Source organism: Anaerocolumna sp. AGMB13020, assembly GCF_033100115.1.
In the GTDB taxonomy this organism is placed as follows: Bacteria; Bacillota; Clostridia; order Lachnospirales; family Lachnospiraceae; genus Anaerocolumna.
On the sequence record NZ_CP136910.1, the window covers coordinates 4,277,454 to 4,302,088 of the forward strand.

The following is a 24,635-nucleotide window of genomic DNA, read 5'->3' on the forward strand; positions in this document are numbered from 1 at the left end:
TAGTGGATATAATCATCCAGTATCAGTAGATTTCAGTGGGTATAATCTTTCAGTTTTCTGTAGAATTTCAGCAGTTATAATCTTTCAGTATCTGTAAAATTTCAGCATCTATAATCAATTAGTGGCGATAACCTATATCAGTAGCTGTGATTATTCAGTAGTTATAACAAAAGTTATATCCTTTCAGTGCCTATAACTCTTTCATATCTTCACCTTTTCTATTTCTTTTCTGTCGCCATAGTTTTTCTTACTTACAATTGTTAATAGAAGGGTTTTACTTTATATTGCTAATTTCTTGATTTCATACTGTGTATTTATTAGTAACCAGGTATTAGTTATAAAATACATTACATTCCACACTGAGAAACCCTGCATTCCTAGATTTTGAGCATAGGACAAGAACAGCTGCAGAGTTCTGATATCTTTAAACCATGCGATATATTCTTGGTTATTATTTAAATAACGAAAATATGAGGTTTGGGAAGGTTCATTAAACTGTATGACAGAACCAGTATCATTGGCCAGCTCGATTGCCGAAAAATAATTGATAAAATTTGCTTCAGTAATTGCTGCAAAATAGGGAAATTCCCAAAGGTATCCGATATTTGTAAAGCCCAGAATACTCTTTTGTGGAGTAAGCTGTATAACTGCTTTATTGATGGTGTTAAGCACAGCATCAAAGGGCAGCACACTAATAGGAAGAGTTGTGGGGGCCTTCCACTCATAGGTCAACTGATATAGTACAGAATTGGCGGCTCTGCTTAATCCGATGTAATCCACTCCTTCATAAGTAATTCCGGTTGCTGCTTCAAAGGTACTTGGAGCAATTGTTATGGATACCATGTAACCTTCCTGATTAAGTCGTTTTGTTACTGTATTTATAAATTCCACGTAGGGCTGCCTATCCAGCGGCTGTATATAAGGGGTATCTATGTTTATTCCGTAATAACCCTTATTTCCCAGTGTTAAAAGGAGATTGTCTATAAACGCCTTCTGCACTTCCGAATTGGTAATTAAGATATGGGCAATTTCGGTATCTATGTTGTTCCCTTCCGGTGATGCGGTTATAAACATGATAGGGGCAACCCCATAACTTCTTGCTATTCTGACGACTTCACTATCATCAATTCCTATAAGACTTCCGTTTCGGGTGACCTGGTAAGCGTAAACCGATAGGTAGGTAAGGTATGGCAAAGCCTTTATTAATACCTCCTTATCAATAAAAGGGTAGGTGAATCCATTTATTTCTATGGCTGCGGCCCTGGTATCAGCATAGCGGATAACGATTTCTTCCCCTATATAGAGTCCCCTGTCAGATACCCATGGATTATTGCGGAGCAGTTCCAGTATATCCGTCTGTTGAGAAAGGGAGATGCTTTCAAGGGTATCACCCCTTTGAACAATATAAGTGATAGAAGGCTGCAATATTAAAAGTGCTTCCCCCAGGGTGAGATTATCCGGTTCTAAGAGGTCGTTTTCCAGCGCGAGCCTTTCAGGCGAAATCCCATAAGCATTTGCAATTGAAGTTATTGTATCACCAGGCTGAACGATGTGAATATACATGTGCACTCCACCATAATGTGGTTTGTATATTATATTTATAATGGATAGAAGTTATTATTATTTTATTTCATGGCTCTGTCATAACTTTTAGTTAATATTTATTCTTTTTAGAGCAGAGCTAATAATGCTCTGCTCAATTGAAATATCTTTATCTCGCATTTGAGAAAGAAAGTAAACCTAATACTTTGTGAAAAAGGATTCCTGGCTACTTTTTCTTTTTTATAGTAGCATACATTATTGTAGGAAAGTCTGGCTCAATTGCTGTAAAACCACTATTGAGCAAAGTTAAGTTGTTTTCTAAAATCTCCTTTGACAGGGTATCAAAACTAACCATTCTACATGATGTTCCTGCTATGAATAGTTCTTTGCCTGTTGCTTCATGTATTCTTTTTTGTAAATCAAAAGCCTGAGATATATTAGTTCTTCTTTCTTCTATACCATCACCAATAGTACATATTAAAGCAATTCCTGTATCATTTAATTGACTATATATAAACTCGTAAAAGGATTGTCTATCTTCATCTTGTACCAGCATATGCACAACTGCAATGGCATAGATAAAATCAAATTTTACTTGTAGGTTATCGGTCAAAAAATTTAACACCTGAAAACTATCTGCATAGCTTGGATGGCTATTTTTGCAATATTCTATTGCTGTTGGTGAAATATCAGTTGCTAACACATCATAATCTTCTTTAAGTAAGTAGTGAGCATCACGACCTTCCCCACATCCAATTTCAAGTATCTTAATTTTTTGATTGTTGAAATAATAGTTAATTGTATCAATTACGATTTTAGAATTGTTTTCAGAAAACCATGTAATAGACTCTTTATGGACTTGTTTGTATCTATCTTCATATGCTTCATAATACTTCTTTGCTTTTTCCATAGCTACCCCTCCTACTGGAAACATATATTAATACTTTACTTTTTGTAACAAATATGAATTTTCTTGTAATACAAATCATACATCAAATAACATAATATTACAATTGTATCAGTTTAAACATTTATAGGTATTGTAGGTCGCATAGACAAATGTCTGAAATGAACAGATATAGCGTTGCTTATCAATGTTTTGTTACCATCCTTATCCGTTTTATAGGTATGACCATTTCTGGAAATATGATCAACGCAACCACAATGAGGGCATACGAGCTTTTCTGTTCCTGCAATTAAAGCTGTGTGTACAGAGTAAATACATCTCTTATATCTGGAATATAATATTCCTCCAGTTGTGATTCATGAATAGCATATTCTAACAACACAAACAAATGTTATGAATATCAACAATAGGTTGTAAAAGAGCCTATCTTATTAAGGTATTCCCTTCTGCTTTCTTGGCTGGATTGGGAAAAGCATTGAATAAAGGCTATTTTAATGTTATACTTCTTTAAAAGACATATTTCCATAATATGTTATATTACAAAGTGTTTAGGAGGTCAAAATGGAAAATGTGACTGGTAATTTAACAGAAACCATAGTTGCAAAAGAGAAAAGAAGAGGAATACCAGGTAGTACGTTAAAATTAATAGCAATTTTTGTTATGCTGATAGATCATATAGCAGCAACTGTTATAAGTAATATTTTGGTATCTGTGAACTTTTTTATGATGGGTTCGGCAGCATCTCAGGATACTTACTATCAAACTATGAGTACAGTATATTTTATTATGAGATGGATAGGCAGGTTGGGATTTCCTTTGTTCTGTTTTTTATTGGTAGAGGGATTTATACATACCAGAAGTAAAATGAAGTATGTTATAAGACTGGCCCTTTTTTGTTTGATATCTGAGATTCCTTTTGATTTGGCTTTTACTGGACGAGCCTTTTACACGGGATATCAAAATGTATTTTTTACGCTCTTAATTGGATTTATAGTAATGTGTGGATTCCAGGCAATCTCTGAAAGATTAAAAGAGAAGAAATGGGTGCCGTTACTTTCTGTAATTGGTGTAGCCGGTGGTGGGTATATCGTCGCTACGGTAGCAAACAGTGGCATTTACATGTTGAATAGTATTATTTTTGCTGCAACAGGAAAATCGCTTCCTGGTTCTTTGATCTACTATAGTGATAAGCGATTTATTGTAATGGTTTTAATTGGAGCAATCCTTCTGCTGATAATCTATCTTGCTGGAAGAAAGTCACATAAGAGTTTTGATACTTTGTTTGCTGACTTAGCTGTTCTTGCTCTTGGAATGCAAGTGGCTAATTTATTACGTACGGATTATTCTGCTTTTGGCATTCTTACCATTGCAGTGTTCTATGTATATAGAAGAAATCCTTTCAGGTCTGCACTGGCAGGTTGTATTGTATTAAATATTATGACACTGGATGAAATAACAGCATTTTTTACATTGATACCAATTGCTAAGTATAACGGTGAAAGAGGCTTAAGGCTAAAATATGTTTTTTATGCCTTTTATCCCGTTCATTTATTTCTTCTATATATCATTTGCAGGATTATGAAGATTGTATAAGTATTAGATTAGGGATGAATTGAGTAAGTGGTGTCAATCGGAATAAGACATCAATCTTAGTAAGACGTCAAACTGATTTATGTAAGGTATCAGAATAAGTAAAGCATCAGAATAAGTAAAGCATCAGAATAAGTAAAGCATCAAAATAAGTAAAGCATCAAAATAAGTAAAGCATCAAAATAAGTAAAGCATCAAAATAAGTAAGGTTTCAAAATAAGTAAGGCATGAAACTTAGTAAGGTACCAGCTGAGTAAGACACCAATCTAAGTAAGGCAGAAAATTAAATAAAATAGAAGGTATTTTACATAAAAGGGTGTATCTGAAAACTGAAATGAGTTATCAGACACGCCCTTGGTTGTTTTTCAAAGAAAAGCTTTGCATAAATATGCCATTTGTTAACACAGATTGACCTTAAGCCCTTATATCAAAATGATACCGCTTCTCCTGTGAGTTCTCCGCAGAGGTTTCTCCAGAGGAATAAAGATTACCGGACAGAATGTCTTCGGAAGGAGATGGGGTGCTCGCTCTGTCATAAAATTCGGTGGATACCTGATAACCTTTCGTACTCAGCTTCTTTTCCAGGGCTTCCATGTGTGTGGATAACAAATGAAGTACATCTTTGTCTTCTAGATAGAAGGTATTCTTTAGGTGATTACTTGTCAGTTCAACGGATACATCCAGGGGTCCCAAATGTTCCATATTAAGATGAAGAACTATCTTCACACCCTTTGTTATATCCAGCTCTGATTTCTTGTTTGAGTATACATAAAGCTCACTGTCCGTGAACTGGTTCTTTAACTTTACCGGCAGCTGTAAAAATGAAAACATATTCTGGAACATATTCATATACTGCACCGTGTCCGTCATATGGGAAAGCTGTGTGGTAAGAGATGGCATTTCATGAAACATACCCTGTTCTGCGATAGAATTCAATTCGTTTAACTGTTTCAGAAGGCTTTCATAATGAGAACTTAAGGGGGAGGGTTTGTTTAAGTCCTCCGGGGTCAGAGTCCAGTCGGATAATAGCTTGGAATTCAGTAAGGCATGAAACTCTTTGGAGGAGAGCAGCTTCTCGCTGGATTCGGCAGGCTGTGACACCAGCTCTTCTGTAAGAGAGGGAGTCAAAAAGCTTAAAAGGTCCCTGGCGGAAATACTTCCGTCCATAACACCGTTATTGATGGAAGAAGGAAGATTATCTGAGCCAAGCAGATTTGTTAACATAATCAGAAGATTTCCTCTATCCTGGGCAGGCAACAGTTCTTTTAGCAGTGTTTTGTTATCTGAAGCGGAGATTGAAAGCAGCTTATCCATTATATCTGATGCCGGTTGTTTTACCTCCAGCGGGTCAAGCAGGGAATAAGCTTTCAATATATTGGTCAGCTCAGTTGCCTGTACAGTGTCTAGGGTGCCATTTAATACGTTGTTGATTACCTCCGGAGAGATTAGGTTAGTGGGAAGTGTCTTAAGACTCTCAGCCAGTTCCGTTCTTTCAGAGAGGTTCAGCAATTCACTAAACAGAATGTTTCCGGTGTTCGCAGCTATATTACCAGCTTGCATCTGTTCCTGAGTTCCTGCCGTTGAGGCAATTGGAATACCTTGCAGCAGGTTTTCCTTTGCCGGGATTTCCGCTGACAAGGGAGTCTGCGTGTCTGCTCCCAGTAATATCTGCAGCAGTTCCTGCTTGGCGCTTACGTTGCTGGAGGAACCTAGGAACTGATTTATATTGTCAGAGAGTGTAGAAAGATTTTCAATCATTTTACCGTCAGAATGAAGAAATCCTTCCGCTATTTCAATGCTGGCACCATTAACTGGAAGTTGATAACGTTGCAGGAACAGTAGTGTTTTAACAGAAACATCGGGGAATTGTGCCAGTTGTTTCGCAAATAGGTTAAGTGTATTTTTATCTATTGACATACGGGCGTTGAGAAGTTCGCTTACCAGACGTCTATTCCGAATAGTTTTTCCCAGATTAGCAGCTTCCAAGGCTTTATCTATAGTAGAGGAGAGATAGGAAGCAGAGCTTTCAGGAATAATCTTTAAGGTGAGGGATTGTGAGGTGGCATCTTCCACCCGGAAAGTAACCTTACTTCCTATTGAAAGAGTGCTGTTATCAGCCTGGAGTTTTGCCTTTAATACCTGACCGTCTGCCAGTTTTACAGTGACTTCATTATTCTTAAGGTCAATTACTTCACCTTTTATGACATTACCTTTTTCTAAGCCATAGGCAGTGGATGAACCTTTGTTATCTCCGGAAGATATGTTATGAGAGCCTTGGGAGGAGGCAGTGTTAGTCGGGGTGTTAGATTTGAGAGTACCAGTTTGTGTTACACTGCTATTTATCATATAAGAGCCTCCTTTTCTGTGGGTTGTCAGTTTAGCAAATATCTAAGATTATTCTATAGTGCTTACGCGATTGTAATAAATCTATTTAAATACATTTGCTGAAGTTATATTTTCATATTTTATATCGGTTGAAAACACCAAATTCAAAATGCCACTTAATTAAATAACGTTTATTCGATAAAAAAACTTATAAAATAAATTAAAATGAAAAAAAAGATTGATTTTTTATGCGCCGTATATTATAATCTGTTACAGAACGAAGATGTTCTTAGAGGCCCGGCCTTTGAGAATGTCTTTTTTTGTATGTTGAAATATGGAAATATTATTATACCATGAATATTTATTCTGTGAAATGCTTATCATTATAATTTTTTGTCTAACATTAATGGTAGGAATAAGGAAATGCATTCACTTCACCGCGTTGAATAATCGGTTATTTGATTGTTCGGGCAGCCGTTAAAGCAATGGATATATTACTTCATTATTTATTATTTTACCGGTCGTAATTATTTTATTAGAAAAGAGGCGTGCGAATGGACAGATATGGCGTAGAAGAAACTAAACGTACATGTGAGGGCTTATATGACCCCAGATTTGAACATGATAACTGCGGTATAGGTGCAGTTGTTAATATCAAAGGTGTTAAGACTCATGAAACAGTAGCCAATGCATTGAAGATTGTTGAGAATCTGGAACACCGTGCCGGTAAGGATGCGGAAGGAAAGACCGGTGACGGTGTAGGTATCCTGCTTCAGATATCCCATAAATTCTTCCAGAAAGAAGCGGAAGCTCTCAACATTAATTTGGGAGGGGAACGAAATTACGGAATCGGTATGTTCTTCTTTCCTCAGGATGAGCTTTCCAGAAATCAGGCAAAGAAGATGTTTGAGATTATTGTGGAAAAAGAAGGGATGGAGTTCTTAGGATGGAGAAAAGTTCCCATTGATCCCAAAATTCTTGGAACACAAGCTGTTGAATGTATGCCATGTATCATGCAGGGATTCGTTAAGAGACCATCAGGTGTTAAGAAGGGCTTGGACTTTGACCGCAGACTCTATATTGCAAGAAGAGTGTTTGAGCAGAGCAATGACAACACCTACGTTGTATCCTTATCCAGCCGTACCATTGTATATAAAGGAATGTTCCTGGTTAATCAGCTTCGTATGTTTTTTATCGATCTTCAGGATAAAATATATGAATCTGCTATTGCCATCGTTCATTCACGTTTTAGTACCAATACCAATCCAAGCTGGCAGAGAGCCCATCCTAACAGGCTTATTGTACACAACGGTGAGATTAATACCATCAGAGGAAATGTCGATAAGATGCTTGCCAGGGAAGAGACCATGCAGTCCAAGTACCTGAACAAAGAACTTCATAAGATACTTCCTGTTATCAATGCAGAAGGCTCAGACTCCGCCATGCTTGATAATGCGTTGGAATTCTTGATTATGAGCGGTATGGACCTGCCACTTGCGGTTATGATAACCATTCCGGAACCCTGGACGAACGATCAGAATATGAGCCAGGAGAAGAAGGATTTCTATCAATATTATGCTACTATGATGGAACCTTGGGACGGACCTGCTTCCATCCTGTTTAGTGACGGAGATATTATGGGGGCCGTACTTGACCGTAATGGTTTAAGACCTTCCCGTTATTATATCACCGAGGATGACCATCTGGTTTTATCCTCAGAGGTAGGGGTACTGGATATCGCACCTGAGAAAATAGTGAAGAAGGAAAGACTTCGTCCCGGTAAGATGCTCTTGGTAGATACCGTAAAGGGCTGCGTAATTGACGATGAAGATTTAAAAAACAGCTATGCCAGCGGAAGTCCTTATGGAGAGTGGCTGGACAGCAATCTGGTGAAGCTGAAAGATCTTCATATCCCCAATAAGAAAGTATGGGAATATGACGATGAGGAAAGAGCAAGGCTTCAGAAGGCATTTGGCTATACTTATGAAGATTACAGGACTACAATCCTTCCTATGGCAAGAACCGGTGCAGAACCGGTAGCAGCTATGGGTGCTGACAGCCCCCTGCCCATTCTGTCAAAGAGCAACCCTCCGTTGTTCAGCTATTTCAGGCAGCTTTTTGCTCAGGTAACCAATCCTCCTATTGATGCTATCAGGGAAGAAATCGTAACCTCTACAGATGTATATATAGGAGAAGACGGAAATCTCTTGGAGGAATGTGCAGAAAACTGCAAAGTACTTAAGATTCACAACCCCATCCTTACCAGCACCGATCTCTTAAAGATCAAGTCCATGAAGATACCGGGCTTTAAGGTGGAAACCATTCCGATTATTTATTATAAGAATACCTCTTTAGAGAGAGCGATTGATCATATATTCGTAGAAGCCGACCGTGCATATAAGGAAGGAGCCAATATACTGATCCTTTCCGACCGAGGCGTTGATGAGAATCATGTAGCTATTCCTTCTCTGTTAGCGGTGTCCGCGATGCAGCAGCATCTGGTAAGAACCAAGAAGAGAACAGCAGTTGCTATGATATTAGAAAGTGCAGAACCCAGAGAAGTTCATCATTTTGCAACTCTTTTAGGTTATGGAGCCTGTGCGGTTAATCCATATCTTGCCCAGGAATCCATTAAGCAGCTTATTGCCAACAATATGCTGGATAAGGATTACTATGCAGCGGTAAATGATTACAATAAGGCAATATTAAAGGGAATTGTAAAGATAGCCTCCAAAATGGGTATTTCAACAATCCAGTCCTATCAGGGTTCCAAGATATTTGAAGCAATCGGTATCTGCAAAAATGTAATTGACAGATATTTTACTGACACTGTAAGCCGTATCGAAGGAATTTCTATTAAGGATATTGAGAAACAGGTAGATGAGCTTCATACCAAAGCATTCGATCCTCTTGGACTTAATGCAGACTTAACACTTGATAACAGTGGTAATCACAAATTAAGAAGCGGCAAAGAAGAACATCTGTATAACCCTCAGACCATACACCTGCTTCAGAAGGCAACCAGAAATGGTGACTATGAATCCTTTAAGGAATACACGAAGCTTATTGAGAAGGAAGAGGAAGGCATCAACTTAAGAGGTCTTTTAGATTTTAAATTCCCGGAAGCAGGCATTCCCATTGAAGAAGTAGAAAGTGTTGATTCCATTGTAAAACGCTTTAAGACTGGTGCCATGTCCTATGGTTCCATCTCACAGGAAGCACATGAAACCCTGGCAATTGCAATGAATATGTTATCCGGTAAATCCAATAGCGGTGAAGGCGGTGAGAGCTTAGAACGTCTGAATATCTCAAAAGACGGACTCAATAAATGTTCTGCTATTAAACAGGTGGCTTCCGGAAGATTCGGTGTAACCAGCCAGTACCTGGTAAGTGCAAAGGAAATCCAGATAAAGATGGCACAGGGAGCAAAACCCGGTGAAGGCGGTCAGCTGCCGGCTGAAAAAGTATATCCCTGGGTTGCTAAGACAAGACATTCAACGCCTGGTGTAGGTCTGATTTCACCGCCGCCTCATCACGATATTTACTCTATTGAGGATTTGGCACAGTTGATTTATGACCTGAAGAACTCCAACAAAGACGCCAGAATTTCTGTTAAACTGGTTTCCGAAGCAGGTGTTGGAACTGTTGCGGCAGGTGTTGCAAAAGCAGGTGCACAGGTTATCCTGATTTCCGGCTTTGACGGTGGTACCGGTGCTGCACCCAGAAATTCCATTCACAATGCCGGACTTCCCTGGGAGTTAGGTCTTGCAGAGACACATCAGACACTTATCATGAACGGACTTCGCTCCAGGGTAATGGTAGAGACTGACGGTAAGCTTATGTCAGGAAGAGACGTTGTAATAGCAGCGCTTCTTGGTGCAGAGGAATTCGGTTTTGCAACTGCGCCACTGGTGACCTTAGGCTGTGTCATGATGCGTGTATGTAATCTGGACACCTGTCCGGTAGGTGTTGCTACCCAGAATCCGGAGCTACGTAAGAACTTTAAAGGTAAACCGGAATATGTAATCAACTTCATGCGCTTTATCGCAGAAGAAGTAAGAGAATATATGGCAAGACTTGGTGTACGCAAATTGGAGGAGCTGGTAGGAAGAAGCGAGCTGTTAAAAGAAAAAGAAAATGCAATGACCGGAAGAGCAGCAAGAATTGACCTTTCCAGGATTCTTAATAATCCTTACGCAGGAGACAGTGAAAAGGGTCATTTTGATCCCAGCAAGGTATATAACTTTGAGCTGGAAAAGACCATTGATGAGAGAATTCTCTTAAAGAAACTTAAGAGTGCTATAGCTGCCGGGCAATCCAAGACCGTTGAAGTGGAAGTATCCAATATCGATCGTACATTCGGAACCATCTTAGGTTCAGAAATTACTAAAGCTCACGGTACTACTCTGGAAGAGGATACTTACGTTATCAAATGCCAGGGCAGCGGCGGGCAGAGTTTCGGAGCTTTTATTCCGAAGGGACTTACCCTCGAATTATCCGGTGACAGCAACGATTATTTCGGAAAAGGTCTTTCTGGCGGCAAGCTGGTAGTATATCCTCCCAAAGGAACGAAATTCGAAGCAGATAAGAACATTATTATCGGTAATGTTGCACTTTACGGTGCTACCAGCGGTAAGGTGTTTATAAACGGAGTTGCGGGAGAACGTTTCTGTGTACGTAATTCCGGAGCCAGTGCTGTTGTTGAAGGGGTGGGCGACCACGGCTGTGAGTATATGACCGGCGGAAGAGTTGTAGTACTTGGTACTACCGGGAAGAACTTTGCGGCAGGTATGAGCGGCGGTATAGCTTATGTACTGGATGAAGGCAGCAATTTATATAAGAAGCTTAACAAGGAAATGGTATCCATGGAAGCTGTAACCGAGAAGTATGATGTTCTGGAATTAAAGAGCATGATTACAGAACATGTAGAGAAAACCGGCTCCTTAAAAGGTAAGGATATCTTAGAGAACTTCATGGATTATCTGCCTAAGTTTAAGAAGATTATTCCTTATGATTACAGCCGTATGCTTATGACCATTGTTCAGATGGAAGAAAAAGGCTTAAGCAGCGAACAGGCACAGATAGAGGCATTCTTTGCCAACACCAGGAGCTAGGAGGTAGGAAGCAATGGGAAAACCAACAGGATTTATGGAATATGACAGAAAGCTGAGTAAAGGACTGGCTCCTGAAGAACGTATCAAGAATTTTGACGAATTCCACATTCCTCTGCCAAAGGAGGAGCAAAGGATACAGGGAGCAAGATGTATGGACTGCGGTGTACCTTTCTGCCAGTCAGGAGTTATCCTAAACGGAATGACTTCTGGTTGCCCGTTAAATAACCTTGTACCGGAATGGAATGATCTGTTATACAACGGAAATATGAATCAGGCACTAAACCGCTTGTTTAAGACAAATAATTTCCCTGAATTTACCGGGCGTGTATGTCCGGCTCCCTGTGAGCCGGCCTGCACCTGTAATGTGGCGACCACTCCGGTAGCTATCAAGGAAAATGAGTTAAGTATAATAGAAAACGGATACAAAGCAGGTTTTATAACTGCCCAGCCCCCCAAGGTAAGAACCGGTAAGAAAGTTGCCGTTATCGGCTCCGGCCCTTCCGGTCTCGCAGCAGCAGACCAGTTGAATAAACGCGGTCATCAAGTAACCGTGTTTGAACGCTCCGACCGTATTGGCGGACTGCTGATGTATGGCATCCCCAATATGAAACTGGAGAAGCACGTTATTGACCGTAAGGTAAACCTCATGAAAGAAGAAGGGGTAACCTTTATCACAGGAGCTGATGTAGGGAAAGATATAAAGGTATCGCAATTAAAGAAGGAATATGACAGCATCATCTTGGCATGTGGGGCCTCCAAACCCAGAGATATCAATGCGCCTGGAAGGGAAGCGAAGGGAATCTATTTTGCGGTGGATTTCTTAAAGGGTGTTACGAAGAGTCTGCTGGATTCTAATTTCGAAGATGGTGCCTGTATCAACACCAAAGGTAAGAATGTAATCGTAATCGGTGGTGGAGATACCGGAAACGACTGTGTTGGTACCAGTGTAAGACAGGGAGCCCAATCTGTTCTTCAGATCGAAATGATGCCTAAGCCCCCGGAAACCAGACGGGAAGACAATCCCTGGCCCGAATGGCCCAAGGTATTAAAGACTGACTATGGTCAGGAGGAAGCCATTGCAGTATATGGAAGTGATCCGAGAGTTTATGAATCAACGGTAAAAGAATTTATAGCAGATAAGGATGGCAATCTGATCAAAGTTAAGATTGTGAAGCTTTGCAGCAAATTCAATGCTGAAACAAAGAGGTTTCAGATGGAAGAGGTACCGGGCAGTGAATATGAAGTAAATGCAGATTATGTATTTATTGCAGCAGGTTTCCTCGGAACAGAAGAATATGTGGCAAAAGCCTTTGGTGTCGAGTTAAATGCGAGAACCAATGTTGCTACAGAGGAAGGCAAATATCAAACCAGCCAGGAGAAAGTATTTGTAACCGGTGACATGCGCAGAGGACAGAGTCTTGTAGTATGGGCAATCAGAGAAGGCAGAGAAGTTGCTATGGCTGTGGATGAAAGTCTGATGGGATATAGTAATTTATAAGATAAGAAAGAATGGGAGTGATGCTGTTTTATGGTGGCATCACTCCTTTTATCATCTCATAAATTAGTGATTTAATAGATACGTTGAAATATAAATTTTAGAATTTATTATATAACCTAAATGAAATTTTTATATATGAAGAAAAATACTAGAAATCTTTTACCAGGCGATAATATTACAATGACGAGCAAAAGTGCTTAATTACAGGATTTTCTTAATATTATGAGAAAAGTGGTTTTACTTGGTAAAAAATTAAAAATTCATTGATTTTACTGTGATTTAAGAGTATTGTTAGTATTATATTTATAGCGATTATGCGGATAGAACCAAAACATGAGATGTATTGAAATTCTTGCAAAGCATTATTTTTAGAAGCATAGACAACTATAGAACCAAAACATGAGATGTATTGAAATACGGCTAATGCAGAATATTTAAAAATTATGAATTCAATAGAACCAAAACATAAGATGTATTGAAATAACTGTTTTAAGAGAGCTATACCGGCTGCGGAAGTATAGAACCAAAACATAAGATGTATTGAAATGAAAAATGTTGATGTCACCACTGGAGAGATTGAAATAGAACCAAAACATGAAATGTAATAAAACCAAAACACAAAACAATTTTTCGACCTTAACATAGACCCGATGATCCGATGGATGGCAGTAATGTGCGGTAGATGTGAAGTCAGCTACCGCACATTATAACTATGAGAATCAATCACATAAAGGTAAATCAATCCACCTACTATAGTTACTGTATCCCAGGAATCTTGGGCAATCCATTAAAACCAATAGCTAAATCCTCGTCTGTCGGTATATAATCCGTCATCTTACCACTCATATAAGCATTATAGGCTGTCATATCAAAATATCCTGTTCCGGTAAGTCCGAACAATATTGTCTTAGCTTCTCCGGTCTCCTTGCATTTTAGAGCTTCATTAATTGCACCAAGAATAGCATGAGAAGATTCCGGTGCCGGCAGGATAGTCTCCTGTTTGGCGAAGAGAGTAGCTGCTTCGAATACCTTCGTCTGCTCCACAGAAACAGCCTCCATATAACCATCATGATACAATTTGGACAGAATGGGAGACATGCCGTGGTATCGTAAGCCTCCCGCATGGTTGGCAGAAGGAACAAAACCGCTTCCCAAAGTATACATCTTAGCCAATGGTGTGATTTTACCTGTGTCACAGAAGTCATAAGCATATTTTCCTCTGGTAAAGGAAGGGCAGGAAGCAGGTTCCACAGCAATTATGCTGGGATTGGCTTTTCCGGTCAGTTTATCCTGCATGAAAGGAGCTATAAGACCACCAAGATTGGAGCCACCACCGGCACAGCCGATAACGATATCCGGATATTCATCAATCAGTTCCATTGCTTTCTTGGACTCCAAGCCGATAATAGATTGATGGAGCAATACCTGATTTAATACGGAACCTAAGACATAACGGCAGCCGGGAGTCGTAACCGCCTTTTCCACAGCCTCTGAGATGGCACAGCCAAGGCTTCCTGTGGTATCAGGATCAACTGCCAGTATAGCACGACCGGCATTGGTGGTATCACTGGGGCTTGGGTATATCTTGCCGTCAAAAGTTTCAATGATTGCTCGTCGGAAAGGCTTCTGTTCATAGGAACACTTTACCATATAAACTGTCAGCGGGATGTTGTAGTAAGCGCAGGCTTCTGATAAGGCGGTACCCCATTGTCCGGCACCGGTTTCTGTAGTCAGACTGGTCAGTCCCTGTTCTTTGGCGTAATAAGCCTGTGCAACTGCAGAATTTAATTTATGGCTACCGGAAGTATTATTTCCTTCAAATTTATAATATATCTTTGCAGGCGTTCCAAGGTATTTCTCCAGATTGTAAGCCCGGATCAAAGGAGAAGGCCGGTACATCTTATAAAACTCCTGGATTTCTTCAGGGATATCAATATAGCGGGTGGTATTGTCCATTTCCTGTTTTGCCAGTTTTTCGCAGAAGACCGGATATAGATCCTCCACAGTAGCAGGTTGATTCGTAGCAGGATTTAACATGGGTTCCGGCAGTTCCTTCATGTCAGCGCGAAGATTATACCAGCTGGTGGGCATCTGCTCCTCGGTAAGATAGATTCTGTGTGGTATTTTTGCCATAATATTTGCTCCTTTCGAGATAAAATAATTATTTTGGCTTTGCCGGGTGTACACTGTCTTCATTTAGCACAATAAAAAAAGACCTCTGTCACAGTATAAATATACTGGGACAAAAGTCTGAAACTTCTGCGGTACCACCCATTTTGATGCACAAAGGCATCCTCTTATTCCATATACAGCCTATATATGCTTCCTTGGTAACGAGTGAAGATCTCGTCAGGCATTACTCAGCTATTGCCTTTCTTCCTGCCCTCTTAAGTCCATTCAGCAAAATCCTTGTTGCCGCAATTCCACCACCTGCGGCTCTCTTAAAACAGAATATTCTGCTTACTACTCTTAATCAACGGTTTATTACACTCAGTATATCCTTGGTATTAGGATTTGTCAATTGTAAAATTATTATGATAATAGAATAATTACCAGTAGGAAAATTTGTGGTTGAAGAATGCCGGAGGCAGCAGAAAAGTTATCTAAAAGTTACTCGTCATAAAAATTGATTTCCCAGTTGAGTCAGCAGCAGATTAAAAGTTATCAGAAAGTATATGAAAATTCTTCCGGAGCAGCATCTTTCGAGGCTAAAATCTGCTGATAGTTTAATAAATTTCACTCAGATAAAACTCAAATTTATAACACTGATGTTCTTGAAAGGTCAGCCAGAAAATATTGAAATTATAAACACAGATACTAAAATTTGATTCAGATAATTCAAAAATATAAATTTTACACACTGATGTTTCTATAATATAAGTCAGATAACCCCTAAATTTAGTACACAGATATTCCTAAATTTAGTACAAAGATATTCCCAAAATTGATGCTACGGTTATTCCTGAAAAGACAACCAGAATATTCCTTAGAAACACCTGTAATACTGGTTGAAAGGCTGTAAAAGTGATAAAATAAATCTATCTCTGAAAGGCTTTAAGTAGTTTTAAGGTTATGATGGTATACTCTCCTTAGGAAATGACATTCATATTGAACGGAGGGATACCATGCAACAGTATAAATACAATATTCAATGTGATACACTAACACCGGAGCAGGAATTTTATCAGGAATCTTATGTCTTTTTAGAAGGTGCTATTATTGAAGTTCTTTCAAGACTTGAGATAATCCGTAAATATAAACTTACAAAAGGCTTAAATGATCCAATCGAGCACTGTAAGGCTAGAATAAAATCAGCAGAAAGTATGAAAGAGAAGCTTAAGCGAAAGGAACTATCAGTAACCGTAAGCAATGCGCTTACGCAAATATTTGATGCCGCAGGTATTCGTATTATTTGTACCTTTCTTGATGATATTTACTGGATTGTTGATATGTTAAAGAATCAGGAAGACTTTGAAGTAATCGAAGAGAAGGATTACATCAGAAATCCCAAGCCAAATGGCTATCGAAGTTATCATCTGATTCTTAAGGTACCTCTTCATTTAGAAGATCATATCCAGAATGTATATTGTGAGCTCCAGATAAGGACCATAGCAATGGATTGCTGGGCAAGTCTGGAACATCAGATGAAATACAAAAAGGATATAACCTGTCCGGACATGATAACAGCAGAATTAAAGCGATGTGCCGATGAGATGGCATCAACCGACTTAAATTTTCAAACTATTTTGGATATGATAAAGGTAAATGCCATGAAGCTGTAGCATCAAAAGAAAGGTAATAAAATTACGTACCAGTTTAAGAAAAACTGTTGAGAAAATAAAAGGATAACTTGTTTGTACTTTTTCCTTGGTACTGGCATACAATTTGGAAGCTGGAGTAAATAAAATAAAACCTACACCAACTAAACAGGCATTCCCGATAAGCGTTACCGCAGACAAGCTTACGGTATGCATATTGTCAGGGTGTAAGTAAATTCGATTATAGAAAGGTGCCACAAAATACATTCATCAACCTGTATGATTTGTGGCGGTATCGCAGGCAGGCATGCGATATGCAATGGGTGAGATTATGAGAATACTTTTAGCAGAAGATGAAAAAGAACTGTCCAATGCACTGGTTGCCATACTTAAACATAATAATTATTCAGTAGATCCCGTATACGATGGGGCGGATGCCTTGGATTACGGATTATCAGAGAATTACGATATTATTATATTAGACATCATGATGCCGAAGTTAAGCGGCCTTGAAGTGTTAAAAAAACTCAGGGACAAGGGTATCCACACCCCAATACTAATGCTTACGGCAAAGGCTGAAATAGAAGACCGGATAACAGGGCTTGATTTAGGAGCAGATGATTATTTGAGCAAACCTTTTGCAATGGGAGAATTACTGGCTAGAATCCGTGCAATGGGCAGAAGAAAATCTGAGTTTACCCCTAACATCATTGGTGTGGGCAATGTGTCTCTGAATAAAGAGAACTATGAACTGACAAATGATAAGGCTTCTTTAAGGCTGGGCAATAAAGAATACCAGATGATGGAGATGCTTATGGTAAATCCGAAACGTCTGATTTCCACAGAGCAGTTTATGGAGCGTATCTGGGGATACGATGCTCAGGCAGAGATCAATGTTGTATGGGTATACATTTCCTACCTTAGAAAGAAGCTGGATTCCCTTGAAGCAAATGTAAAAATTAAAGCCGTAAGGGGAGTTGGCTATCAATTGGAGGTCTGTGAGGAGGCAGAGAATGATTAGGGAACTGCAAAAGAAATTTATTACGATTACTATGGTTTCCTTATTTTTAGTTGTTCTTTTACTGATTGGAACTATCAATGCTGTTAATATCTATCAGATGAATCATAAGATAGACGGAGCTTTAAAGATCTTATCGGAGAATCAGGGAACCTTTCCTAAGTTGGATAAAGGGAAACCACCCGGTGAGAATTTTGATTTCGGCTTCCGGTTAAGCGAAGAGACACCCTTTGAAACCAGATATTTTACCGTAAGGCTCAATACAGAAGGTACAGCCAGCCAGATCGATACCAGTCATATCAGGGCAATCTCCTCAAGTGATGCAAGAGAATATGCAGAAGAAGCCTTTCAAAATGGAAAAAAGAGCGGTTTTAAGGAATCTTATAAATATGTAGTGGTTGCACAGGACAGCGGATACCTGGTTATCTTCATAGACTGCAGCAATTCCCTGCAGACCATGAGCTTTTTTCTCTTTATTTCCATCGCTGTTGCTCTAGGCACCTTGTTGCTGATGTTTATATTAGTCTCAATCTTTTCCAGAAAAGCTTTGACTCCGATTATTGAAAGCATGGAGAAGCAGAAGCAGTTCATAACCGATGCAGGGCATGAAATAAAAACACCCCTTGCCATTATCTCTGCCAATGCAGATGTCCTGGAACTAACCGGTGGAGAGAGTGAATGGATTATGAGCATAAGAAATCAGATAACAAGACTTGATAAGCTGGTTAAGAATCTTCTGATGTTATCAAAAATGGATGAGGGTACCATGAAGACCGGCTTTGCAGAATTTGATATCAGCAGAACAGTCAAAGAGACCGCCGGCTCCTTTAAAGCAGTTGCCGAAACCCAGAATAAGACTTTTCTGTTAGCGGTAGAAGAAGGTCTGAAGCTCTACGGTGAAGAGAACAGTATCCAGCAGTTAGTATCAACCCTTGTGGATAATGCCTTAAAGTATTCATCAGCAGGTGGAAGAATAAAAGTGAGCCTTACCCCTTATAAGAGAGGGGTAAAGCTGGAGGTATTTAACACGACGGATATGTCAGCAGATGCCTTGACAAAGGAGAATCTTAATAAGCTTTTTGACCGTTTCTACCGTGCTGACTCCTCCAGATCCAGAGATACAGGCGGATATGGTATTGGTTTGTCCATTGCGAAATCCATTGTAGAGGTACATCATGGAAAGATTTCTGCCAGATGTGAAAATGGAAATGAGGTCTGCTTTTTTGCAACCCTAGGATAAACTGGCAGCAGAAATATTTTTATCTTTATTGGTTTGTCAGGTAACAGTAAAAGATATTGAAGAATTAATAGAGCGGAATCCTTATCAGCGTAAGCGGTAAAGGATTCCGTTCTTTTAAAATCCCGGGGACTCCTTCCACCGGGATTTAATTTTTTTACTATAAAAAACGTATATCATGCAGCAATTAAGATTATGTAAATGTTTCCTTCTGCTTTTGTAAATTTAAAGTAAATTTAAAGTCTGATTTAAAGTTCGTTTTAAGTTGGCAGGTTACAATTAGTTTATCCATTAGAACAAAATTAGAAAAGAGAACAAAAGGCAGGAGGGATATTTATGAGTCAGTTTCAGGGAACCTTTAAACGTTACGAGAAGAAATACTTATTGAGTGAGATGGCATACAAACAGCTGAGAGCAAGGCTTCAAGATAAATTAAACGTAGATGCATATGGTAACACAACGATCTGTAATATTTATTTTGATACGCCTTCTTATCAGTTGGTAAGAACCTCAATGGAAAAACCCGTTTATAAAGAAAAGCTCAGACTAAGAAGCTATGGTACTCCACAGGAAGGAGATATCGTATTCATAGAATTAAAGAAAAAATATAAGGGTGTTGTCTATAAAAGGCGCGAAAAGCTTGAACTTAATAAGGCTGAAAATTACTTATACGATAAGAAACCTGCAGAAGAAAATTCACAGATTATCAGGGAAATAGACTGGTTCCTTCAGTTTTACAAGGATATTGCTCCCGCCATGTACATTTCATATGAAAGAGTTGCCATGTATGGACTAGAGGATTCTGAATTAAGAGTTACTTTTGACACAAACATTCTCTGGAGAGAAGATACATTGTTTCTTGAGGCCGGTAACTATGGTAACGCTTTATTGCCCGAAGGCTATCGGTTAATGGAAATCAAAATACCCGGCACAATGCCCCTCTGGTTGACTCATATACTGGATGAACTGAAGATTTATCCGACCTCTTTCTCCAAATACGGCAGAGGTTATGAGCAGCTTACAAATAGAAATATATACGAAAGAATGGGAGGAAAAAAATATGCTTAATTCTATTTTAACAGGAACCTTTACAATACAGTCATTTCTGCTTTGCACAGCGTGTTCAATTATACTGGGAGGAATTGTTGCCTGGGTTCACAGCAAATTCAGTAACAGCAGCAAAGGATTTGTAATGACGATAGCTTTAATGCCCGCAATTGTTCAAATGGTAATTATGCTAGTCAATGGTAACTTAGGTACAGGTGTTGCGGTGATGGGAGCTTTTAGTTTGGTACGTTTCCGCTCCATCCCGGGTCATGCAAAGGAAATTACAAGCATCTTCATGGCAATGGCGATCGGTCTTGCCACCGGTACCGGTTATCTGACAGCAGCAGGGCTCTTTGTCCTGATAATTATAATAGTTACCTGTTTATATAACTTTACCGGTTTTGGTGAGACAAAGCAGCAGGATAAGGATTTAAACATTACCATACCCGAAGGATTGGATTATTCCGGAGTATTTGATGATCTATTTGAAAAATATACAAACAGATCGGAGCTGGTTATGGTAAAGACAGCAAATATGGGAAGCCTTTATAAATTAAGTTATCGTATCGGATTAAAAAATCCGGCACAGGAAAAGGCATTTATTGATGAACTTCGCTGCCGTAACGGCAACTTGGAAATTTCCTGTAAAAAGGCATCCTTTGGCACCGAAGAATTATAGCAGCGAATATTCGATCAAAGATTGATATTCAGGAAGGAGTCACTATGAGAAAACTAAATTATATAATTGCAGCAGTAACCATAACTGCTATGGTAATAACAGGCTGCAGCAGTTCAGATACGAGTAAAACAGAGGATAATTCAACCACGACTACAACAACACAAGAGGCAGAGAATTCCTCCTCGACTACTACCGCTATTCAGACAGGTATTGTACCCACCTCACAGATAGAAGTGGACAAGGAGTTTACGGCAAGAGATCTGGAAGTTGGGTATGAGGAGAGCACTGCTATCACTATTACATTAAAAGATAAGGCCTCTACGGTGTCGGGTTCCGGTGCAGAAGTGAAGGATAACACCATCACTATCAACAGTGAAGGCACCTATGTAATCAGCGGAACTTTATCAGAAGGGCAGATCGTTGTGGAGGCTGCTGATACAGAGAAGGTACAGTTGGTATTAAAGGGAGTGACCATTCACAACTCCACCTCCGCAGCCATTTATATCAAGAGCGGGGACAAAGTGTTTATTACACTGGAGGAAGGTACCGTTAATACACTGACAGATGGTACAGAATATGTGCAGACAGATGATAATACGGTAGATGGTGTAATCTTCAGTAAAGCGGATCTGACCTTTAACGGCAGTGGAACCCTTAATCTTACAGCCAGTTATAAACATGGTATCGTGTCCAAGGATGATGTTGTAGTAACAGGTGGTATCTATAATATTACCGCAGTGAAAGATGCCATTAACGGTAAAGATGCAGTAAAAATCAAAGCGGGTACCTTTACCTTAAGCTCAGATACTGGAAATGGTATACAGTCAAAGAACGCAGATGATACGACGAAAGGTTATGTATATATTGCCGGCGGTACCATAACAGTTGTTAAATGCCAGGAAGGTATTGAAGGAACAGTAATCATTATAGATGATGGTGTAATTAATATTACAGCCTCGGATGATGGTATGAATGCAGCAAGCGGTTCAAATGATACCAGTGAGACCGATGGAACAGAGAATGGTTTCCCTCAGGACGGTGAAAATATGACTCCTCCGGAGGATGGTTCCTTCCCTGGCCCCGGTTCAACAGATGATAATGGAAACACAGCCTCCGGGGATACCGCAAGTACTGGAACTGCACCAGCAGGAAGAGGGCCTCAGAACAATACAACGGATACCTCTGGAACTTCGGATACCTCAGGAACCACAAATACCTCTGCAAAAGCTGATAGTACAGATGCTACCTCAGAAGCAACAGAAAATTCCCAGAATGCTGATGGACAGGAAAACAATGGACAGGAAAGACCCCAGAATCCCGGTAACTTTGGCGGTGGAAATTTCGGCGGAGGAGGAGGTATGGATCAGGTCGACACCAATTGCTACATCTTAATAAACGGCGGTACTATTACGGTGGATGCCTCTGGTGATGGGATTGACAGCAACGGAGACTTATATATAACAGGCGGTACTTTATATGTTTATGGTCCTACGGGCAATGGTGATGGCGCACTGGATTACAATGGTACTGCAGATATAAGCGGAGGAAATGTATATGTTGCCGGAAGTTCAGGAATGGCACAGGGATTTTCCGATACCTCAACTCAGTATTCTATCCTTTATAATTTAACAAGTGTCAGTACAGCAGGAACAGAAGTGACCTTAAAAGATTCAAGCGGTAAAGTAGTTGCCTCTTTTACCCCCACAAAGGACTATCAGTCAATTGTCTTAAGCCTTCCGGAGTTGACGAAAGATGCAACCTATACTTTAACCAGCGGCGAACAGACAGCCGATATTACACTTTCTTCTGTTGTTACCAGTAATGGTCAGCAGGGAATGGGAGGTCGGGGAGGTTTTGGCGGCGGTACCAGAAAATAAGTAAATGCTTGATAAAGCACTGGAAATAGCAGCAGAAGTTGCTGCAGATATAAGGATAAGTTGCTGCAGATATAAGAATAAGTTTTTAAATAAAGTCTTTAAATAAAGTCTTACGGGACACAAAAAAGAGCAGAGAAGTACCTGCTCTTTTTTGTTACACTACAAAGCAGCTTATAGAAATTTGTTCAGGTTAATCAGACAAAATTTTTGATGCATTTTGTTGGAATAAACCTATAATGGTAGAATTTATTCGAAAAACACCTAATAAGAATGGAAAATTATCACACATTATTGACAAAATACTATAGGCTATGCATAAATTATGAGGTATAATTTCGTTATGTAATGCTGTAAAAATATTAATCTGATACTTAGGGTGTATTTAAAAACTGCTTGCAACAGTCTGGGGTTTCGCTTTGTAGGAGACAAAGCGCTTTTCCTGGTATATAGTCACGCTATGATCTGGAAAATGTGCAACCCGGCCATAACCAAAATGTGAAGCAACCAGACCGGCAAAATAAGCTTTTAAACACATTCTGGTAACCGAGGGAGGATTACAATGGAGCTTACGATCGGTGATAACATTAGTTATTTACTTAAACAAAAGAATCTTACACTTAGCCAGTTAGCAGTTCTTATGGAAGTACCGTCAGAACTTGTGGGGAAATGGGTAAGCGGTAAGGTATTGCCACATCTTTATTATCTGATTAAGATAGCAGATATTTTCGACATAAGACTTGATGAACTGATCAGGGCTGACATGGAGAGTGAGGTAGTGACAACAAGATAAAGAGGCAAAAGGAAGTAAACTTATGACAAAACAAACCAGACGTGGGTATAAGGACAGTGACGAAAAGGAATTCGGTGCGGAGGCATTCAACAGGTTAACCAGTGCAGGCAAAGATATCCGATACCTGATAAATCAGGGGTACCCGGTTTCAGGTGCTTCCGTATTTGTGGGGAATCATTATTTGCTATCCGAGAGGCAGCGTATGGCACTGCTTCGCTGGGCGGCTACAGAGGAGGCCATAAACTTACGAAAATCCAGAGAAATATATGATCTAAGAGACAGGATACTGCATATTGACGGATTTAATATCTTAATAACATTGGAGGTTATTCTGTCAGGTTCTCCGGTGTTTCGGTGCCTTGATGGAACAATCAGGGACCTTGCGGGTCTCAGAGGCACCTATCATCCTATTGATAAGACGATTACAGCTCTTAGATGGTTAGGTGATTTTTTTGAAAAAAAGGGAGTAAAAGAAATTATTTTTTACCTTGATGCACCTGTTTCTAATTCCGGCAGATTAAAGGTATTGATACAGGAAGAATTAGAACCGTTCAGTTTTCGTACACAGGTCTTTGTAACAAATGAAGTTGATAAAATATTAAAGACCAAGGAGTGTGTGGCCACCTCTGATTCCATTATACTGGATTACGCAAGCAATTGGGTTAATCTGAACAGCCTGGTACTTTCAGGAACCAGTAATCTGTGGATGGTGGATTTTCTTAACGGAGACCCAGGTGAAATGTAGTAAAAGAATATAACCTCCGGTCATTTGGATTTCATGAGAAAGTATATCATCCTGAAAGAGCATCAGTTCGCTGTATTCAATCTGCCTGGAATTTCCAAGTGAATTAAGGGCAGTACCGCTGCAGTTAAAATTCATGTAACTTAAACCTTTATAGGTAAGCTGCCAGGTGTCTATCAGATCATAGAGTATTATCTGACATTGGTTGATGCTCTTGATATCGGAACGATTATATTTGATATATTTACTTCCGTCAGATAACAGGATATCATTGATAAGATAATGATGGAACCCAAAGTTACTTTCATATGATTTTATAAATGCCTTTGTCAGATGACTATTGGCTTTCAGATATTCGGACTGATATAATTTTATGTTTTCATTCCATTTTGATAAAGCGTTAAGGCGCCTGGTTTCATCGCCGCAATTGATATCTCTCCATAAATCCGAATGAAGATATTTCATATCTGTACACCTCCAATCTTCTAGTTCAGCTTCTTATATTTATAAT

Annotated in this window: 16 protein-coding genes, 1 CRISPR repeat array and 1 other annotated feature; of the genes, 11 read left to right on the forward strand and 5 right to left on the reverse strand. The window is 39.4% G+C overall.

The window, feature by feature from the left end:
* Window positions 1–279 precede the first annotated feature (279 nt).
* Together R2R35_RS17735 and R2R35_RS17740 are read right to left on the reverse strand one after the other, a co-directional pair.
* The gene (locus tag R2R35_RS17735; protein ID WP_317731167.1) at window positions 280–1,563 is read right to left on the reverse strand and encodes a LysM peptidoglycan-binding domain-containing protein; all 1,284 of its coding nucleotides are present in this window, start codon (window positions 1,561–1,563) and stop codon (window positions 280–282) included.
* 205 nt (window positions 1,564–1,768) lie between these two features.
* The gene (locus R2R35_RS17740) at window positions 1,769–2,452 is read right to left on the reverse strand and encodes a class I SAM-dependent methyltransferase (RefSeq protein ID WP_317731168.1); all 684 of its coding nucleotides are present in this window, start codon (window positions 2,450–2,452) and stop codon (window positions 1,769–1,771) included.
* Window positions 2,453–3,010: 558 nt separating this feature from the next.
* On the opposite strand from R2R35_RS17740, the gene R2R35_RS17745 reads away from it, so the two are divergent.
* Window positions 3,011–4,042: a TraX family protein gene (locus R2R35_RS17745; protein ID WP_317731169.1), complete on the forward strand. Its 1,032-nt coding sequence runs from the start codon at window positions 3,011–3,013 to the stop codon at window positions 4,040–4,042.
* A gap of 411 nt (window positions 4,043–4,453) precedes the next feature.
* On the opposite strand, the gene R2R35_RS17750 is transcribed toward R2R35_RS17745, so the two are convergent.
* Window positions 4,454–6,385, reverse strand: coding sequence for a flagellar hook-length control protein FliK (locus R2R35_RS17750; RefSeq protein ID WP_317731170.1), 1,932 nt, complete (start codon window positions 6,383–6,385; stop codon window positions 4,454–4,456).
* A 533-nt stretch (window positions 6,386–6,918) separates the two neighbouring features.
* On the opposite strand from R2R35_RS17750, the gene gltB reads away from it, so the two are divergent.
* Both gltB and R2R35_RS17760 read left to right on the forward strand, forming a co-directional pair.
* On the forward strand, window positions 6,919–11,478 hold the full coding sequence (gene gltB / locus R2R35_RS17755) for a glutamate synthase large subunit (protein WP_317731171.1): 4,560 nt from the start codon (window positions 6,919–6,921) through the stop codon (window positions 11,476–11,478).
* Between the two features lie 13 nt (window positions 11,479–11,491).
* The gene (locus tag R2R35_RS17760) at window positions 11,492–12,976 is read left to right on the forward strand and encodes a glutamate synthase subunit beta (protein WP_317731172.1); all 1,485 of its coding nucleotides are present in this window, start codon (window positions 11,492–11,494) and stop codon (window positions 12,974–12,976) included.
* A gap of 320 nt (window positions 12,977–13,296) precedes the next feature.
* Window positions 13,297–13,587: direct repeats of the CRISPR family, unit length 30 nt; unit sequence ATAGAACCAAAACATGAGATGTATTGAAAT.
* A 145-nt stretch (window positions 13,588–13,732) separates the two neighbouring features.
* Here the strand turns inward: R2R35_RS17760 and R2R35_RS17765 are convergent.
* Window positions 13,733–15,109: a TrpB-like pyridoxal phosphate-dependent enzyme gene (locus R2R35_RS17765; RefSeq protein WP_317731173.1), complete on the reverse strand. Its 1,377-nt coding sequence runs from the start codon at window positions 15,107–15,109 to the stop codon at window positions 13,733–13,735.
* 102 nt (window positions 15,110–15,211) lie between these two features.
* Window positions 15,212–15,462, reverse strand: a binding site (T-box leader).
* A 639-nt stretch (window positions 15,463–16,101) separates the two neighbouring features.
* Between R2R35_RS17765 and R2R35_RS17770 the strand changes: the two genes are divergently transcribed.
* The 8 genes from R2R35_RS17770 to R2R35_RS17805 all read left to right on the forward strand — a co-directional run bounded on the left by R2R35_RS17770 (window position 16,102) and on the right by R2R35_RS17805 (window position 24,127).
* Complete coding sequence (locus R2R35_RS17770) at window positions 16,102–16,758, forward strand: GTP pyrophosphokinase (protein ID WP_317731174.1); 657 nt, start codon at window positions 16,102–16,104, stop codon at window positions 16,756–16,758.
* A gap of 307 nt (window positions 16,759–17,065) precedes the next feature.
* Window positions 17,066–17,755, forward strand: coding sequence for a response regulator transcription factor (locus R2R35_RS17775; protein ID WP_033168871.1), 690 nt, complete (start codon window positions 17,066–17,068; stop codon window positions 17,753–17,755).
* Window positions 17,748–18,992 (forward strand): sensor histidine kinase, encoded by a 1,245-nt coding sequence (locus R2R35_RS17780; RefSeq protein WP_317731175.1) that lies wholly within the window; start codon window positions 17,748–17,750, stop codon window positions 18,990–18,992. The genes R2R35_RS17775 and R2R35_RS17780 overlap by 8 nt, the downstream gene beginning before the upstream one ends.
* Before the next feature lie 333 nt (window positions 18,993–19,325).
* The gene (locus R2R35_RS17785; protein WP_317731176.1) at window positions 19,326–20,057 is read left to right on the forward strand and encodes a polyphosphate polymerase domain-containing protein; all 732 of its coding nucleotides are present in this window, start codon (window positions 19,326–19,328) and stop codon (window positions 20,055–20,057) included.
* Window positions 20,050–20,715 carry a DUF4956 domain-containing protein gene (locus R2R35_RS17790; RefSeq protein ID WP_317731177.1) on the forward strand — a complete coding sequence of 222 codons (666 nt, stop codon included), beginning with the start codon at window positions 20,050–20,052 and terminating at the stop codon, window positions 20,713–20,715. The genes R2R35_RS17785 and R2R35_RS17790 overlap by 8 nt, the downstream gene beginning before the upstream one ends.
* 44 nt (window positions 20,716–20,759) lie before the next feature.
* A complete protein-coding gene (locus R2R35_RS17795; protein WP_317731178.1) occupies window positions 20,760–22,592 on the forward strand; it encodes a carbohydrate-binding domain-containing protein in 1,833 nt (610 codons plus the stop codon).
* Window positions 22,593–23,151: 559 nt separating this feature from the next.
* Entirely contained in the window at window positions 23,152–23,382 is a 231-nt protein-coding gene (locus R2R35_RS17800; protein WP_317731179.1) for a helix-turn-helix transcriptional regulator, read from the forward strand.
* A gap of 22 nt (window positions 23,383–23,404) precedes the next feature.
* Window positions 23,405–24,127, forward strand: coding sequence for a DUF434 domain-containing protein (locus R2R35_RS17805; protein ID WP_317731180.1), 723 nt, complete (start codon window positions 23,405–23,407; stop codon window positions 24,125–24,127).
* Here R2R35_RS17805 and R2R35_RS17810 read toward each other — a convergent pair.
* On the reverse strand, window positions 24,068–24,589 hold the full coding sequence (locus tag R2R35_RS17810) for a hypothetical protein (protein WP_317731181.1): 522 nt from the start codon (window positions 24,587–24,589) through the stop codon (window positions 24,068–24,070). The two genes, R2R35_RS17805 and R2R35_RS17810, sit on opposite strands and share 60 nt — an antisense overlap.
* Window positions 24,590–24,635: the final 46 nt, after the last annotated feature.

Excerpts from the sequence above, each read along its gene's own strand:
- R2R35_RS17765 (WP_317731173.1), bottom strand. The coding sequence starts at position 15,109 with ATGGCAAAAATACCACACAGAATCTATCTTACCGAGGAGCAGATGCCC.
- R2R35_RS17790 (WP_317731177.1), top strand. The coding sequence starts at position 20,050 with ATGCTTAATTCTATTTTAACAGGAACCTTTACAATACAGTCATTTCTG.
- R2R35_RS17805 (WP_317731180.1), top strand. The coding sequence starts at position 23,405 with ATGACAAAACAAACCAGACGTGGGTATAAGGACAGTGACGAAAAGGAA.
- gltB (WP_317731171.1), top strand. The coding sequence starts at position 6,919 with ATGGACAGATATGGCGTAGAAGAAACTAAACGTACATGTGAGGGCTTA.
- R2R35_RS17750 (WP_317731170.1), bottom strand. The coding sequence starts at position 6,385 with ATGATAAATAGCAGTGTAACACAAACTGGTACTCTCAAATCTAACACC.
- R2R35_RS17770 (WP_317731174.1), top strand. The coding sequence starts at position 16,102 with ATGCAACAGTATAAATACAATATTCAATGTGATACACTAACACCGGAG.
- R2R35_RS17800 (WP_317731179.1), top strand. The coding sequence starts at position 23,152 with ATGGAGCTTACGATCGGTGATAACATTAGTTATTTACTTAAACAAAAG.
- R2R35_RS17745 (WP_317731169.1), top strand. The coding sequence starts at position 3,011 with ATGGAAAATGTGACTGGTAATTTAACAGAAACCATAGTTGCAAAAGAG.
- R2R35_RS17785 (WP_317731176.1), top strand. The coding sequence starts at position 19,326 with ATGAGTCAGTTTCAGGGAACCTTTAAACGTTACGAGAAGAAATACTTA.
- R2R35_RS17780 (WP_317731175.1), top strand. The coding sequence starts at position 17,748 with ATGATTAGGGAACTGCAAAAGAAATTTATTACGATTACTATGGTTTCC.
- R2R35_RS17810 (WP_317731181.1), bottom strand. The coding sequence starts at position 24,589 with ATGAAATATCTTCATTCGGATTTATGGAGAGATATCAATTGCGGCGAT.
- R2R35_RS17795 (WP_317731178.1), top strand. The coding sequence starts at position 20,760 with ATGAGAAAACTAAATTATATAATTGCAGCAGTAACCATAACTGCTATG.
- R2R35_RS17740 (WP_317731168.1), bottom strand. The coding sequence starts at position 2,452 with ATGGAAAAAGCAAAGAAGTATTATGAAGCATATGAAGATAGATACAAA.
- R2R35_RS17775 (WP_033168871.1), top strand. The coding sequence starts at position 17,066 with ATGAGAATACTTTTAGCAGAAGATGAAAAAGAACTGTCCAATGCACTG.
- R2R35_RS17735 (WP_317731167.1), bottom strand. The coding sequence starts at position 1,563 with ATGTATATTCACATCGTTCAGCCTGGTGATACAATAACTTCAATTGCA.
- R2R35_RS17760 (WP_317731172.1), top strand. The coding sequence starts at position 11,492 with ATGGGAAAACCAACAGGATTTATGGAATATGACAGAAAGCTGAGTAAA.